Source organism: Rhizobium sp. CF122 (assembly GCF_000282035.1).
GTDB lineage: Bacteria > Pseudomonadota > Alphaproteobacteria > Rhizobiales > Rhizobiaceae > Rhizobium.
Map to the genome: position 1 here is coordinate 1 of NZ_AKKA01000090.1, position 15,897 is coordinate 15,897.

13 protein-coding genes and 1 pseudogene are annotated in these 15,897 nt (G+C 60.4%); 13 read left to right on the plus strand and 1 reads right to left on the minus strand.

Annotation, left to right across the window (positions count from 1 at the left end; genetic code table 11):
• Positions 1-72 precede the first annotated feature (72 nt).
• Positions 73-468 carry a response regulator transcription factor gene (locus PMI09_RS23630; RefSeq protein WP_007800378.1) on the minus strand — a complete coding sequence of 132 codons (396 nt, stop codon included), beginning with the start codon at positions 466-468 and terminating at the stop codon, positions 73-75.
• Positions 469-811: 343 nt separating this feature from the next.
• Between PMI09_RS23630 and PMI09_RS23635 the strand changes: the two genes are divergently transcribed.
• The 13 genes and pseudogenes from PMI09_RS23635 to PMI09_RS23695 all read left to right on the plus strand — a co-directional run.
• Positions 812-1,447 (plus strand): response regulator transcription factor, encoded by a 636-nt coding sequence (locus PMI09_RS23635; protein ID WP_007800380.1) that lies wholly within the window; start codon positions 812-814, stop codon positions 1,445-1,447.
• Between the two features lie 247 nt (positions 1,448-1,694).
• A complete protein-coding gene (poxB, locus tag PMI09_RS23640; protein ID WP_007800382.1) occupies positions 1,695-3,431 on the plus strand; it encodes a ubiquinone-dependent pyruvate dehydrogenase in 1,737 nt (578 codons plus the stop codon).
• 10 nt (positions 3,432-3,441) lie between these two features.
• Complete coding sequence (locus PMI09_RS23645) at positions 3,442-4,848, plus strand: cytochrome ubiquinol oxidase subunit I (protein WP_007800385.1); 1,407 nt, start codon at positions 3,442-3,444, stop codon at positions 4,846-4,848.
• A 2-nt stretch (positions 4,849-4,850) separates the two neighbouring features.
• Positions 4,851-5,846, plus strand: coding sequence for a cytochrome d ubiquinol oxidase subunit II (cydB, locus tag PMI09_RS23650; protein ID WP_007800388.1), 996 nt, complete (start codon positions 4,851-4,853; stop codon positions 5,844-5,846).
• A gap of 28 nt (positions 5,847-5,874) precedes the next feature.
• Positions 5,875-6,618 carry a (Fe-S)-binding protein gene (locus PMI09_RS23655; protein ID WP_007800390.1) on the plus strand — a complete coding sequence of 248 codons (744 nt, stop codon included), beginning with the start codon at positions 5,875-5,877 and terminating at the stop codon, positions 6,616-6,618.
• Positions 6,619-6,650: 32 nt separating this feature from the next.
• Positions 6,651-8,168: a lactate utilization protein B gene (locus PMI09_RS23660; protein ID WP_052026580.1), complete on the plus strand. Its 1,518-nt coding sequence runs from the start codon at positions 6,651-6,653 to the stop codon at positions 8,166-8,168.
• The gene (locus PMI09_RS29795; RefSeq protein ID WP_007800394.1) at positions 8,168-8,698 is read left to right on the plus strand and encodes a hypothetical protein; all 531 of its coding nucleotides are present in this window, start codon (positions 8,168-8,170) and stop codon (positions 8,696-8,698) included. Before PMI09_RS23660 ends, PMI09_RS29795 begins: the two co-directional genes overlap by 1 nt.
• Before the next feature lie 58 nt (positions 8,699-8,756).
• Complete coding sequence (locus PMI09_RS23670) at positions 8,757-10,847, plus strand: FUSC family protein (protein WP_007800397.1); 2,091 nt, start codon at positions 8,757-8,759, stop codon at positions 10,845-10,847.
• A complete protein-coding gene (locus PMI09_RS23675; RefSeq protein ID WP_007800399.1) occupies positions 10,844-11,047 on the plus strand; it encodes a DUF1656 domain-containing protein in 204 nt (67 codons plus the stop codon). The genes PMI09_RS23670 and PMI09_RS23675 overlap by 4 nt, the downstream gene beginning before the upstream one ends.
• Positions 11,048-11,052: 5 nt before the next feature.
• On the plus strand, positions 11,053-12,198 hold the full coding sequence (locus PMI09_RS23680) for an HlyD family secretion protein (RefSeq protein WP_007800401.1): 1,146 nt from the start codon (positions 11,053-11,055) through the stop codon (positions 12,196-12,198).
• Between the two features lie 88 nt (positions 12,199-12,286).
• Positions 12,287-12,859 (plus strand): response regulator transcription factor, encoded by a 573-nt coding sequence (locus PMI09_RS23685; RefSeq protein ID WP_007800403.1) that lies wholly within the window; start codon positions 12,287-12,289, stop codon positions 12,857-12,859.
• 569 nt (positions 12,860-13,428) lie between these two features.
• Positions 13,429-13,578: pseudogene (locus PMI09_RS23690) on the plus strand (IS6 family transposase); the annotation flags it as partial.
• Positions 13,579-13,678: 100 nt separating this feature from the next.
• A partial coding sequence (locus tag PMI09_RS23695) for a PAS domain-containing sensor histidine kinase (protein ID WP_007800407.1) occupies positions 13,679-15,897 on the plus strand: 2,219 nt, incomplete at its 3' end.

Below are 15,897 nucleotides of genomic sequence, written 5' to 3' on the forward strand. Positions count from 1 at the left end.
GGCTGTGGGCAGATGCGAATGAGCCGCGTGGCGCCGCTTTCCAATTCACGTTGCCTGGCGCGGAAAAGGAACTCAAGAATCCTCTTCCGGCACCTCAGTAGACTTGAGGGCCGCCACACGAAGACACCGTATCAGATGCAGCTCATCAAACGGCTTGGGAAGGTAACAAATGACCCCACCGTTCAAGGCGCGGGTGTGGTCAACGTCGTCGGGGTAGCCAGTAACGAGGATCGTCGGAATCGCGTGACCCGCCTCGATGAGGTGTTCATAAAGCTCGAGCCCGGTCATCTCTGGCATACGGACGTCAGCGATCAGGCAAGCGGTTTCGGCGAGACGGGGCGATGCAAGGAAATCGGCTGCCGACGGGAAGGCCGCGACGTCGTAGCCAAGCGATCTCATGAGCCTTTTCATGGATTCGCGAAAGAACTGATCGTCCTCGACGACTGAGACCAACGACGCCTTCGGCATATGTGCTCCGGAAGTGCGCACAAACTGTGCCACGAGCGCGCCGATGATACGCGCGCTCAGATGCGAATGGGGTCAGCCTGCGCCCAAAAGTAGTGCTGGAGCAATACCAGTGTCTGTAAACTTTGGTTTATGCCCGAATACGAATTCTGCAGCTGAGGGGCAGGATGCCAACAAGCGGAGGGGTGGAGGGCATAAACTGTCGTTTACACCCTCGCGCATCCCCGATGGGGAATGAGACTGTTCACGCCCATCGGTTGGGACTAAACTTGCAGCCGAGGAGCCACGCGAATCTTGCAAACCGAGACAGGCTCATTTGCCTGCCCTTTGATCGTGAGCAGCAGCAATGTCGGACGCAAACGCTACCGTCTTGGTCATCGACGATGATCCCGCTCTGCGAGCCTCGATCGGGCGTCTGTTGCGATCGCTCGACCTGGATGCTCGGCTCTTTGCGTCCGTTCCAGAGTTTCTCGAGATGGACCTGCCGAACTGTCCCACCTGCCTGGTACTCGACGTCAGAATGCCGGGACGAAGCGGTCTCGATCTTCAACGTCAGCTCGCCATGGCGAACCACGAGATCCCAATCATCTTCATCACAGGCCACGGCGATATTTCCATGTCGGTGCAGGCGATGAAGGGCGGCGCCATTGAGTTCCTGACCAAGCCGTTCCGCGATCAGGAACTCCTCGACGCCATTCAGCTCGGCCTCTCTCGCGATCGTGCCCGGCGGAAGGATGAAGAGGCTCTGGTCGCTCTCAGGGAGCGCTTCGCGTTGCTGAGCCCCAGGGAGCGCGAGATCATGATTCAAGTCGTGCAGGGCCGCCTCAACAAGCAGATTGCGGGGGATATCGGCATCGCCGAAGCGACGGTGAAGGTACACCGCAGCCGTCTGATGCAAAAGATGAACGCCCATTCCCTTCTTGCACTCGGCCGAATGGCGGAAAAGCTGCAACTGGTGCCCGCGTTGCCGCAACACTGCTGAGCCGAAGCCGCACTAAACGGCAGTGGTGTGTTCTTTTGGGATTCGATCTGCCGTTCTTCGCGTGTAATCCAAAGTTCAGGGCAATAGAACCATCGTGCTATTCCGCGCCACCTGCGCACAATAGCTCGCGGCATCTCAAATCATCAAACTCCACGTTACCCCGTCGACCAGCCTCTTCTGCTGCCAGTCGGGGTGCCAGGCAGCGCAAAGCTGCCATCGGCCGTAGACACAACGCTGGAGAGCATCGATGCCAAGAACAGTCGCAGATCAATTTGTCGAGTACCTCGTTGCGGCGGGGGTCAAACGCGTATACGGCATTGTCGGCGACAGCCTCAACGGCCTGACAGACGCCATCCGGCGTCAGGGCAAAATCGAATGGGTGCACGTCCGGCACGAAGAAGTTGCTGCCTTCGCCGCTGGTGCCGAGGCGCATCTGACCGGTGAACTCGCTGTCTGCGCTGGAAGCTGCGGACCAGGAAACCTGCACCTCATCAACGGGCTCTTCGATTGCCATCGCTCGCGGGTACCGGTGCTTGCGATCGCGGCGCATATTCCTTCAGCGGAAATCGGCTCGGGCTTTTTCCAGGAAACGCATCCGGAGACGCTGTTCAAGGAGTGCAGCCATTACTGCGAACTCGTCTCCACGGCAAACCAGATGCCGCGCTCACTCGAGACCGCCATCCGGCAAGCGGTCGGCAATCGCGGCGTATCAGTGATCGTCATGCCCGGCGACGTATCGCTGCAAGCGGCGTCCGATGCGCCGGCGCCAAAGATCGACGCTCTGTTGCCTCGGCCGCCCGTCGTTACGCCAGCAAATCCGGAGCTCGACCGGCTTGCCGCCCTGCTGAACGGCGACGGCCGTGTGACGATCCTGTGCGGCTCGGGTTGCCAGGGTGCCCACGACGAATTGCTGGCGCTAGGTGCGCGCCTCAAAGCACCGATGGTCCACGCGCTGCGCGGCAAAGAGCATGTCGAGTGGGATAATCCCTACGATGTCGGCATGACCGGCCTCATCGGCTTCTCATCGGGCTATTACGCCATGCTCGACTGCGACATCCTTCTGATGCTCGGGACAGATTTCCCCTATCGGCAATTCTATCCGCGGGGAAGCGGCGTGCGCATAGCGCAAGTCGATATCCGGCCGGAGAATTTGGGCCGTCGCGCTGCGGTCGATCTCGGTGTCGTTGGCGATGTCAAGGCGACCCTTACGGCCTTGTTGCCCCTTCTCGACGAGAAGCGCGATGGCTCTCATCTGGCCCAAGCCCGCCAGCACTACACCAAAGCGCGCAAACAGCTCGACGATCTAGCAATCGGCAAGCCCGGCGGACGAGTGCTGCACCCGCAACAAATTGTCAAGGCGCTGAGCGACCAGGCTGCGGCCGACACGGTCTTTACCTGCGACGTCGGCCTCCCGACCGTATGGGCGGCACGCCATCTTGCGATGAACGGCAAGCGGCGGCTTGTCGGGTCCTTTTGGCACGGGTCCATGGCCAACGCCATGGCTCAGGCCATTGGCGCGCAATCGGCCTTTCCCAAGCGACAGGTTGTCTCACTGTCGGGCGACGGCGGCTTCACCATGTTGATGGGCGATCTCCTCAGCCTTGCGCAGCTCGAGCTGCCGGTGAAGGTCGTCGTCTTCAACAATGGTGCGCTCGGTTTCATTGAGCTCGAGCAGAAATCGACCGGATTCCTTAGCTTCGGGACCGACTTCAAGAACCCGAATTTCGCCGCGATGGCGGAAGCCGTCGGCATCCGCGGAATCCGGATCCAAAGCCCAGACGACGTGGAAGAAGGCGTCGCCGCGGCGCTGGCGCATCCGGGACCAGTGTTGATAGACGCGGTTGTAAGCCGAACCGAGCTCGCAATGCCACCGTCGGTGACCGTCGAAATGGCGAAAGGCTTCACGCTCTACATGCTGCAAGCGGTCATGAGCGGGAAGGCCGATGAGCTCGTCGATCTCGCGAAATCCAATCTCTGGCGTTAGGGGGCTCGCCATGGACGTTACCGCGCTACTCCTGTCACGGCTCCAGTTCGCGTTCACCGTGTCGTTTCACATCATCTTTCCGTCCTTCACGATCGGCCTTGCGGCCTGGCTTACCGTGCTCGAAGCCCTTCACCTCGCGACCGGACGTCCCGCCTATCGTGTTGTCTTTGAATTCTGGCTGAAAATATTTGGCATCGCCTTCGGGCTCGGGGTCGTTTCCGGCATCGTGATGGCCTTCGAGTTCGGTACCAACTGGAGCGAGCTCTCGCGCATGTCGGGGCCGATCCAGGGGCCGCTGCTCACCTATGAGACCTTCACCGCTTTTGCGCTCGAGGCGAGCTTCTTCGGTGTCCTTCTGTTCGGGCGGAAAAGAGTCGCGCCGTGGTTCTATCTTCTTTCGACAGCAATGGTCGCGCTCGGTACGACGCTCTCCGCATTCTGGATCATGGTCAACAACAGCTGGATGCAGGTGCCGGTCGGCTATGTCATCGAGAACGGCACTTTTGTTCCGAGCGATTGGGCCAAGATCATCTTCAGCCCCGTTGTTTGGGTGCGCTTTCCACACATGCTTCTTGCTTCCTACCTCACCGGCGCCTTCTGCGTCGCCGCGACCGGGGCATGGTACCTGCTGCGTCGGGTATTCGAGGCCGAGGCCCGCATCATGTTGCGAATGGGACTTTATCTCGCCGCTGTCCTCATCCCGGTTCAGCTGTTCTTCGGCCATCTGACCGGCGACTACGTCCATGACGATCAGCCGGCGAAATTCGCAGCGATCGAGGGTCGTTGGCACGACGAGCAGCCAGCCAGCGAAGTGCTGATCGCGATTCCGGACGAAAGCACCGAAACCAATCATTACGCGATCAGCGTTCCTGTCCTCGGCAGTCTCATCGGTAGCATGAGCTTCACGTCGAAGGAACTCGGCTTGACCAGTTTCCCGCCACAGGATCGGCCGCCGGTGCTCATTCCCTTCTTCGCGTTTCGTATCATGGTCGGCTGCGGAATTATCATGCTGGGGCTTGCCTGGCTCGGCACCTTTCTGTCCCTGAAGGGTCGCATCGAGCAGAACCGCATTTTTCTGTGGAGCACGTTCCTCAGCTTTCCCTTGCCGTACGTCGCGATATTGACAGGCTGGTTCACCGCTGAGGTCGGGCGGCAGCCTTGGACTGTATATGGCCTTCTGCGAACCGCCGATGCAATGACACCGTTCCTCACGACGCGCGCAGCCACTCTATCGCTCATCGTTTTCTGCGCCGTTTACACTCTCATCTTCTTGTTCGGCATCTTTTACATCTACTCGCTTCTACGTGCCGGCCCCGCAGGGCACCTCGTTCTGCCGGCCACTGATGCCACCCCCGACCGCCCGATGTCCGTCGTCAAGCATCCAGCGGTGCCCCATCACCCCACAGCCGGAGAATAGAGATGATGATTTTCTGGGTAGCCGTCCTTGCGATCAGCACATTGCTCTACGTGCTTCTCGACGGCCTTGATCTTGGCGTCGGCATCATCTTCGGCGTTACCCGCGATGAGGCGAAGCGGGATGTCATGATGACCGCAGTTACGCCGATTTGGGATGGCAACGAGACCTGGCTGATCGTCACCGGCGTCGTCCTCTGGGGCGCCTTTCCGCTCGTCTATGCGACTCTCCTGTCGGCCTTCTATCTGCCACTTCTCGTCATGCTCGCGGGACTGATCCTGCGCGGCGTCGCCTTCGAATTTCGGCATAAGGCGAAGCGGATGCGCTGGCTCTGGGATTGGAGTTTCGCCGGCGGTTCGTTCGTCGCCGCGTTCGCGCAAGGCGTCACCGTCGGCGCTCTGGTGGAAGGCTTGCGGTTCGCCAATGGTCACTATGTCGGCGGCGAGTTCGGCTGGCTCAGTCCCTTCGCGGTGCTCTGCGGGATCGGCCTCTGCGTTGGCTACATGCTCCTCGGCGCGGCCTGGCTCGTCCGCAAGTGCGAAACGGATGTGAGGGAGATTGCCTATCGCCAGATCCCAGTTCTCTCCATCGCACTACTCGTTTTCTTGGTCGTAGTGTTCGCCTATGCCCTTGTTGAACATCTGCCGGTCATGGACCGCTGGCTGGAGCGCCCCTATCTCCTTTTCTTTCCGGCAGTCGGTGCCGCCGCCGCCGTCACTCTCGCCATGAGCGTCCGCGAGCGGCAGGACGGGCTACCGTTCTTCATGGTCGTCCTTATCTTCGCGGCCGCATTCGGCACGCTGGCGATCTCGTTCTGGCCCTACATGATCCCGTTCGCGATCACCATCGAAGCGGCTGCTGCACCACATGCGAGCCTCGCCTTCATGTTCTGGGGTGCGGGTCTATTCGTCTTCCCGCTCATGCTGCTCTACACGGCCGTTAATTACAGGGTCTTCAGAGGCAAGGTCCGGCAAGGTCCGACAAGGACCGGGCAATACTGATCGTTAAAGGAAAGCAAAGGAGCTACACATGCGGATCGGGCTTTTCATCCCCTGTTACATCGACGCCTTCTTCCCGGAGGTTGGCATCGCGACACTCGAGCTCCTTGACCGGTTCGGCCATGAAGTCGAGTACCCGCGCGACCAGACCTGCTGCGGTCAGCCGATGGCCAACAGCGGTTTCAACGCCGAATGCATCGATACCGAGGCGCTGTTCGTGCGCAACTTCTCGGGCTTCGACTGCATCGTCGGCCCCTCCGGCAGCTGCGTCCACCACATCCGCGAGAATCTCGACGCCATAGAGCAGACCGACGAAGTGAAGGAGGTCAGCGCCAGGACCTTCGAGCTGGTCGAATTCCTGCACGACATCCAGAAGGTCGAGGCATTTGCCTGGGCTCGCTTCCCGCATCGCGTCGGTCTGCACAACAGTTGCGGGACGCTCCGTGGACTCGGAGATGCGAAACCTTCGGAACTGCACGAACCGTTCTTCTCCAAGCCGATGGATCTCCTCTCGAAAGTCGATGGGATCGAGTTCGCCTCGCCGGCACGGCCGGACGAGTGTTGCGGTTTCGGCGGTACGTTCTCGGTCTTCGAGGAAGTCGTTTCCACCAAGATGGGTTACGACAAGGTCAGCGACCACGCCCGGGCCGGCGCCGAATACATCGTCTCCGCCGATTCATCTTGCCTGATGCACCAGAAAGGCTGCGCCGAACGCATCGGCGTCCAGATGAAGTTCATCCACATTGCTCAGATTTTGAATGGAGCCTTCGCGTGAACAGTCATTCTCCAACGCCGGACAAGGATGCGATGCTGCACCCGGAGCTGCTGGCTCATGACGATCCCGATGCCATCATCCGCGACGGCCGACGCCTCGATCACGCCGAAGGCACGTCGAAGCCGCAGCGGTCACGATCCGAGCCACAGCCGCGCGGCGCAAATATCCGCGGCAACCGGTCGGTCGACCAAGCAGAGGCTGCCGGGCGCTTCATCGCCGCCACCGAGCACCAGAAGATGCATGACGAGCGGCTCTGGGACCTTCGCCAGAAGCGCGGCGGCGAGATGCACGCCGTAAGCGAATGGGAGGAGCTCCGATCGCTCGCCTCGGCGATCAAGGAGCACACGCTCACCCATCTGGACGAATATCTCGACCAGTTCGAGACGAATGCCCGAGCAAATGGAATTCATGTCCATTGGGCCCGTGATGCTGTCGAGCACAATCAGATCGTGCACGGCATCCTAAGCGACCACGGTGCCAAGTCGCTGATCAAGAGCAAGTCGATGCTGACCGAGGAATGCGGCTTGCGGCCCTATTTGGCCTCAGTCGGGATCGAGGTGATCGAGACGGATCTGGGTGAGCGCATCCAGCAGCTCGGCAACGAGGATCCGAGCCATGTCGTAGTGCCGGCGGTACACAAGCTGCGCACGGATGTGGCCGACGTATTTTCACGCACAATCGGCACCGACCCCGAAAACAGCGATGTTCATTACCTGGCCGAAGCGCAGCGGGAAGCAACCCGGCCCCTGATCCTGAATGCTGACGCCGGCATGACCGGCGCCAACTTCGTGGTCGCCGAGACCGGGACCTTCGTCGTCTGCACCAATGAGGGCAATGCCGATTTGTCGTCCAATGTCCCGAAACTGCATATAGCCTCGATCGGCATCGAAAAGATTATTCCCCGGCTGGAGCATTTGGCGGTGCTCGTGCGCATGCTGTCGCGCAGCGCGCTTGGCTCGCCGATGACGCAGTATACATCGCATTTCCGCGGACCGCGCGCCGGCGGCGAGATGCATGTCGTGCTCGTCGACAATGGCCGGTCCGAGCGGCTCGGCCTCGAGAAGTTCTGGACCTCGCTCAAATGCATCCGCTGTGGTGCCTGCATGAACACCTGTCCGGTCTACCGGCGCAGCGGCAGCCTCAGCTACGGCGCCACTTATTCCGGCCCGATCGGCCTCATTATCGATCCGACCTTCAATGCGCGAAAATACAGCAACCTGCCGTTCGCCTCGTCGCTCAACGGCAGCTGCACCAATGTTTGCCCGGTGAAGATCAACATCCACGAGCAGATCTACGCCTGGCGACAAGTGCTGGTAAGGGAGCATGAGGTCCCGTTCGTGAAGAAGGCGGCGATGAAGGCTGCCGGCGCGTTGCTGTCGCAGCCAGCCGCCTACCGTGCCGCGGTCGCCACGGCCGAGACCGCGCTCGCCCATCTGCCGCGCTTCGCCATCTACAACGGCCTCAATGCCTGGGGAAAACATCGCGAGGTGCCGCACCCGACCAAGCAAACCTTTCACAGCTGGTACCACGCAAACCGAGGAGCAAAGTGATGAGCAGCCGCGATGATATCCTGGCTTCAATCCGGGCCAACCTGCCCCGCGTCGACCGACCGCTTCCAAGCGTACCGCTGTTCGACGATGCCCCGCCGGCGTCACTGCCCGATCCCTTCAAGGCCAATCTGCACCGTATGGGCGGCCTGTTCCTGGATCCGCCGGCCTCCGGCGACATCCTGGCGCCGGTTCGGGCGAAGATCGTGGACGCCAAGATCGTGTGCTCAACGGTGCGGGAGCTGCCGGGCAATCGCGACATCGCCGGCGCAGCAGAGGTTGCGAAGGCGGTCGGCCTTTGGGGGCACATGGTCTCGAAGGCCGGTGAAGTGGAGGACGCCGTCCGAACCTGGCTTTCCCAGCCAGGCCCTGCGCTCCTGCATGTGAAAGTGAAACCGATGGAGTTGGTGACGCCACCTTCGCCGGTCATTTCGCCGGAGGCGGTCGTCGGGATGGCAGTCTACTCCGCCAGAGCAATGCTGCACGGCAAGGGGCACGATGTTTGGGAAATGATCGTGGAGAACATCCCGTGATCAGCCGAGCTGGAGACACGTTCCCGATGCTCGCTTCCGAACACAGGCGGATACGGCGATGACTGGCTCTGTGCTCAGTGGTTTTCGTCTCCTGCGGTTAAGCACGGCCGCAATGTTGCGGCCGCTCGAGGGGGCTCTACGGGCCGCGGGTCCGTCGCTGCTGTTTGGATTCCGGCTGTGGGCTTCGGTGTCTCTTGCATTCTACGCCGCGTTCTGGCTCCAGCTCGATAACCCATTTTGGGCCGGCGCCTCGGCGGCGATCGTGTGTCAGCCCCAACTCGGCGCCTCTTTGCGCAAGGGCTGGTTCCGAATGCTCGGTACTCTCGTCGGTGCTGTCGTGAGCGTGGTTCTGATTGCCTGCTTTCCGCAGGATCGCGTGCTGTTTCTCGTCGCTTTGGCGTTGTGGGCAGCGGCTTGCGCCTTCGTCGCCACGCTCTTGCGCAACTTCGCGTCCTATGCCGCATCATTGGCCGGCTATACGGCGGCGATTATCGCCGGCGACTTGCTCGGCACTGTTGGTGGTGTTGATGCAAACGCGGCCTTCATGCTTGCCGTCACCCGCGCCACGGAGATCTGCCTTGGCATTGGCTGCGCTGGCATCGTTCTCGCCGGAACCGACTTCGGCGGCGCTCGCCGCCGGCTGGCGACACTGTTTGCAGAGTTGGCAGGCGACGTCACGGCCGGTCTTACCGGGACTTTGGCGACAGGGACGACGGGGACGGAGTTTCGTGACATGCAAACGGTTCAGCGCGAACTCGACCGCCGTGTCATCGCGCTCGACCCGATCGTCGATCAGGCGCTGGGGGAGTCTTCTGAGATCCGGTATTACGCGCCGGTGTTGCAGCGAGCAGTGGAAGGTTTGTTTTCTGCCCTGGTCGGCTGGCACGCGGTCGCCAGCCACTTGGCGAAGCTACCCCGGAATGAGCCGCATCAAGAAGCGGCCGCCGTCCTCAAAAATCTTCCACAGGAGCTGCGATCTGCGCCAGAACCTGGCGCGGCGGCGCGTTGGCTGGCCGGCCCTGCAGCTGTGCATCGGATCTATCAGACCGCAGTACCACCATTGACCGCTTTGCCGGCCGAAACTCCTTCGCTGAGATTGCTCGCCGACAAAACGGCGGAGGCATTCGCCGGCATTGCTCATGCGCTCGACGGGCTTGCCTTACTCGTTGCCGATCCAGCAAGACCTGCTTTCCGTCCAGGCCGGGACCGACTTCACGTGCCCGATTGGTTGCCCGCTCTGGTTAGTGCTGGACGCACTTTCGTGACGATCGTTACTGTTTCACTGTTCTGGATCGTCACCGGTTGGCCGGGCGGTGGTCTGGCCATAACTTTCGCCGCGATCGCCACCCTCCTGCTCGCACCGCGATTCGAGGAGACCTACGGCGTCGCCGTGCTTTTCGTCATCGCCGCCATTCTCGACCTGATCCTGAGCGCGATCGTCGCCTTCGCAGTGCTGCCGGGGCTACCCACACACGCCTTTGTGGCCTTCTGCCTCGTCATGGGCGTTTGTCTGGTGCCTATGGGCACTCTGTTAAGAGCAGCCCGGCAACCCTGGCAGGTGGGCCTGCTCACCCCGATGACGATGGTTTTCGTACCAATCCTCCAACCGACCAACCCGGAAACCTACGATACCCTGCAGTTCTATAACATCGCCTTGGCAATCGTTGCTGGTTTGGGTGCCGCAGCGCTGTCGTTTCGTCTCCTGCCGCCGTTGTCGCCGGCATTCCGCGCGCGCCGGCTGTTGACGCTGACCTTGCGCGATCTGCGGCGGCTGGCAAAGCGGCCCACGCAAAGCGATTGGGAACGCTGTGTCATCGGACGCCTTGCGGCGATGCCGAACGAGGTGGCACCACTATTGCGTGCGCAGCTATTGGCGACGCTCTCGGTCGGCAGCGAGATTGTTTACCTGCTGCATTCCGCACACCAGTTCGACCTAGGCGCAAACCTCGGCGCGGCGCTTGAGGCGCTTGCCAAGGGCCGCAGCGCAAGCGCGACTGTCCACCTGTCTCGGTTAGATGAGGTACTCGCCACCGAGCGCGCGGAAGGGCCGGGAACACGGGATGTCCTTCGCGCGCGCGCCGCCATTCTTGGCGTATCGCAGGCGCTAGCAACACACGCCGCTTTTTTCGATGCCGGAGCGCCGCGATGAGGTTCGTCGAGATCGACCTGTTCGGAGTGTATGTCGCGCCGATGTCTTTGATGCTGATCGGCGCGTGGGTAGTGACGGTCGCACTGCGACGGATCGTGGCCCGGTTCGGACTGCTGCAGCATGTCTGGCACCCGGCGCTATTCGTCTTCGCGGTCTACGTGATCGTTCTGTCATTGATCGTCTTAACTGTAGCGTGGTGACCGCGATGTCTGAAACCAAAGCCGAATTGAAGCCCGAAACGGCGAAAGCCGATGGCGAAGCAACGTGGTCCCCCTACATGCTTGCCCGCACGACGCCAAAGCGACGCGCGCGCGTCCTGCCGGTGTTGCTCACTGTCCTTGTTGTCGCGGTCGCGGTTATTCTCGGGCGGGCGATGTGGAATTCGTATATGGGCGCGCCGTGGACACGCGACGCCACTGTCCGCGCCTATGTCGCAACGATGGCTCCGGAGGTCGCGGGACGCATCGTCGAGTTAACGGTCCGCGATAACCAGTTCGTGCACAAGGACGACCTGCTGATGGAGATCGATCCGACCAACTATAGGATCGCCGTCAGCCAAGCCGAGGCATCGGTGCAGGCCGCGCGGGCCAACGTGCAGAACATCGACGCGCAGATGGACGTCCAGCAGGCACAGATCCGCGCTAGCCAGGCACAGTTCGATGAGGCGCAGGCAGCCCTCGTGTTTGCGCAAGAGCAGTCCGGACGCTACAAGGCGTTGGCGCAGGAGGGTTCGAGCAGCCTTCAGAATGCCCAGCAGTTCACGTCCCAGTTGCATCAGCAGCAGGATGCGGTAAAGACTGCATCGGCAGATCTCAACCTGGCGCAGCGGCAAGTCGAGTCGCTGAAGGCGCAACGCATGAGCGCCGAGGCGACTGTTGCTCAAGCCAAGGCGCAGCTCCAACAAGCGCAGGTGAATCTGGAGCGCACACGCATTTTCTCCCCAACCGACGGCTACGTGACAAATCTGCTGGCGCATCTCGGTGACTATGCCAATGCCGGCGTGAACAGCATCTCGGTTGTCGACGCCAGTTCCTTTTGGGTCGACGGATATTTCGAGGAAACCACCCTCGCTCCGATCCGCGTGGGTGATCCCGCCGAAATCAAGCTGATGGGCTACAGTCAGATTATGCACGGCCATGTCGACAGCATCGCCCGAGCAATCGACGTTGCGAACGCACAACCCGACAATCAAGGCGTTGCGACCGTCAATCCCATCTTCACCTGGGTGCGCCTGGCCCAGCGCATCCCGGTAGCGGTGCACATTGATGAGGTACCGCCAGGCGTTGTCCTGGCGGCCGGCATGACCGCCACCATGCAGATCGATGCATCGAGGCGATCGCCGGGGAAATAGTCGGAAGAACGGTGATGTCATGTCTGGATGTCTGACACATCATCCGATCCTCCTAGACTTCAACTAACTCGAACCAAGGACAATGCTGATGACTTCCGCTGATCTGATCCATTCGAGCAAATACCCGGCCACCACCAGACGGACCGCCGTGCTGATCGCCGACCCCGAAGTGAGCCCCGCCTCGCCGCTGGTTGAACGCCTGATCGAGAACGGCCTCGACGTGTGCCTTGCCGATAACGCCGATGCGGCAAGACGGCACCTGCGTGAAAGGACCACTTCCTTCGCCATTGTCGAACTCGTCTTTTATGACGGAGACGGCATCGATCTCGTACAGGATATCGCGAACAGCTATCCGCGTTGCCGCACCTTGGTCCATAGCCGCTTCTGCAACTTGGCCAACGCTGTTCAGGCGATCAAGTCCGGTGCTAGCGATGTTCTTCCAAAACCCACCGAGGTCGACTTTCTGATCGGCGTTCTCTTGAACAAGGATCTGCGACAGCCGACGTTCCTGTCGTCTTTCCCGGCTCCCGACAGCATCCGCCAAGAGCACATTCGGGACGTCTATATGTCGTGCGGTGCCAACGTGGCGCGTACGGCTCGCCAATTGTCCATGCATCGAAGGACACTGCAGCGCATCCTCCAACGCTCTCTGCTGTTGTGAAGGCAGCGTCCGATGTGGTCATGGCGCCCTTTCGGCCGGCTGCTAGGCTTGCGCGAGACCATGACGCGCGTAATATTGTGACGACCTACCATGATGGGTTCAGCAAAATCCGTGATCGGACGCGGACTAAGTTCCATAAGCGATCTTTTGCTGCCACAGTGCCTTCGGCTCCCTCAAGATCAGGAGGATCACGTTAGATCAGCCTCCGCGCTTTCCGTTTTGGATACCTCACCGGTCATTGGGAAACGAGATCGGATTACCCCCGCGAAAGCATCAGGGGCGTGAAAGTGGTCTCCCTCGTCTCGAAACACTCTCCACCGTCGGAAGCCCTCAACCGCTAGAACGGCGATGGTCAATACAAAGGGCAGCACTTGAAGACGCTGGTCGTTGAAAGCCCGGCGCCCTGAAGATGGATCACCAGCGTTGAGAAAGCCGAAAAGAGTACTGCCGCAAGGATCGTTCGCGCGGCGGAAGCTCTTGCGAAGGACGTGTCGCAGAGTTTTTTCGTTGACCCTGTTTTGAGGATTGGCCGGTGAGAAGGCGCTCCGATTTGTTGGTGCGCCGTGTTTATGGTTCTCAATGCCATTGCCGAAAAGCCGAAGCACCAATCGAAGGATGATTTCGAAGGAAGGCAGTTCGAGGCATGGCTGATCAGGCAAGCGGTTGCCTGGTATCTGCGCTATCCGCTCAGCTATCGCGATCTCGAAGAGATGTTCAAAGGTTGCGCCGGCCTCGTGGAAAGCCCGAAAGGACATAGTCCGTCTCCGGCGCAGGGGCTAAGATGATCGCCCAAATCTGTAGGCGTCCATGGAGCGAACCATGTCAAAGGATGGTGACGGAGCCGAAGAGGCACTTTTCAGTGGCGAGCAAGAGCTTCGCCTGTTGGTGGAGACGATTCCGGCGCTGGTGTGGCGAGCGGGGCCCGAGGGCAATGTCGAATACGTAAACAAGCGGGTGCTCGAATATTTTGGCGCACCGCTTGGCGAAATCGTTGGTTGGGGATGGGTGGAAAGAGTCCACCCGGAGGACGTCGCATTCGAGGTGAGGAACTGGCCCGAAAAACTCGACACTGCAAATCCTCACGATGTCGTCTGCAGATTTCGCGGAGCGGACGGCCGATATCGCTGGTTCAATGTACGCGGAGAACCACTGCGAGCCAGTGATGGCACCGTGCTCCGCTGGTACGGCGTCCTGATCGACATCGATGAAGCGAAGAGGGCCGAAGACCGGCTGCGCCGTAGCGAAGCCCTCCTGGCCGAAGCGGAGAGGCTGAGCCACAGCGGTGCGGTGGCCGCCAACGGCTCGACAATTCTCTATTTTTCGGAGGAGGCTTACCGCATCTGGGGGTTTGATCCGGCACAAGGCATTCCGAGCCGTGAAGCCGTGTGGCAACGGATTCACCCCGACGACCGGAACCGGGTGCGCGCAGAGGTTGAGCGCGCATACGCCGAGAAAAGAGGCTCCTCGAGCGAGTTCAGAATCGTACTGCCGGATGGAACGGCCAAACACCTCGAATCAATCGGCCAACCGGTGTTCTCGCCAAGCGGGGAGTTTGTCGAAGCTGTTGGTACACAGATCGACGTGACGGAACGCAAGAGTGCCGAACAAGCATTGCGGGAGAGCGAAGGCAAATTCCGCGACTACGCCGAAACCACTTCCGATTGGTTTTGGGAGATCGATGCGGACTACAAATTGACGTCGCTGACCGAGAATGCGTTTGACTCGAACACGGCGGGCCGAATCGGCACGTCCGTCTGGGATCATGCGTTGGACCTTGAAACGGAGCCTGAGAAGTGGCGGGCGTTTAAGGCAACTCTCGACGCCCGTAGGCCTTTCCGCGACTTTGTTTACCGCTCGGGTCGCCGAGACAATGCCCCCCGGGCCGTAAAGGCAAGCGGCAAGCCAGTATTTGACGCCGCCGGAGAATTCTGTGGCTATCGCGGCACCGGCACCGACGTGACAGCACTCATGCGCGCGCAGGAGGAACTGCGTGAAAGCGAACGGAGTTCACGTGCAGCAATTGACGGAATAGCCGGTCTCGTTTCGGTCTTGGCCCCGAACGGTGAACTCGAAACAGCCAATCGCCAAGTCTTCGAGTATTTTGGCCGATCGCTGGAATGGGTAAAGAACTGGGGAACATACGATGCAGTGCATCCTGAAGACCTTCCCCATGTTGTTGAATTTTTTAAGAGAGCGATAGCCTCCGGGATTCCCTTCAACCACGAACTACGTCTGCGTCGCTTCGACGGAGAATATCGGTGGTTCGACAACCGGGGTGTCCCAATTCGCGATGACTCCGGGCGCATCGCGCGCTGGTACATTCTACTGACCGACATTGAGGATCGCGTACGAGCGTTGGCGCGATTGGAACAGATGCAATCCGATTTCGCCCACATGAACCGCGTGAGCATGATGGGAGAATTGGTTGCCTCGCTGTCTCACGAGATCACGCAACCGATTGCGACGGCGCGCAATAACGCCCGTGCGGCACTGAATTTCCTGGACAAGCAGCCTCCAGACCTGGATGAAGTCAGGGAAGCACTTCACTCTATCGTGGGCGATGCCGATCGAGCCGGGGACATCGTCCACCGCATCCGTGACCAGGTCAAGAAAGCGCCGCCGCGAAAGTTCGGTTTTGATCTTAACGAGGCGATCAACGAGGTGATTCAATTGGCGCGAAGCGCGGTCACCCAGCATGGAGTCTCGGTCCAGACTCGCCTTGGGGAGGGTCTGTTTCCGGTCGAGGGGGATCGTGTTCAATTGCAACAAGTCGTGCTGAACCTGATCCTGAACGCGGTGGAAGCCATGAGCACGGTCGGGGCCGGGCCACGAGAGTTGTTGATCAGCACCGAGCAAACCCTGAGTGGTGGCGTTCACGTGTCCGTGCGCGATTCGGGGCCGGGTATTGATCCGGACCATGTCGATCGCGTCTTCGAGGCTTTCTACACCACTAAGTCCAGCGGATTGGGGATGGGGCTGTCGATCTGCCGGTCGATTGTCGATGCACATGGGGGCCGGCTGTGGGCAGATGCGAATGA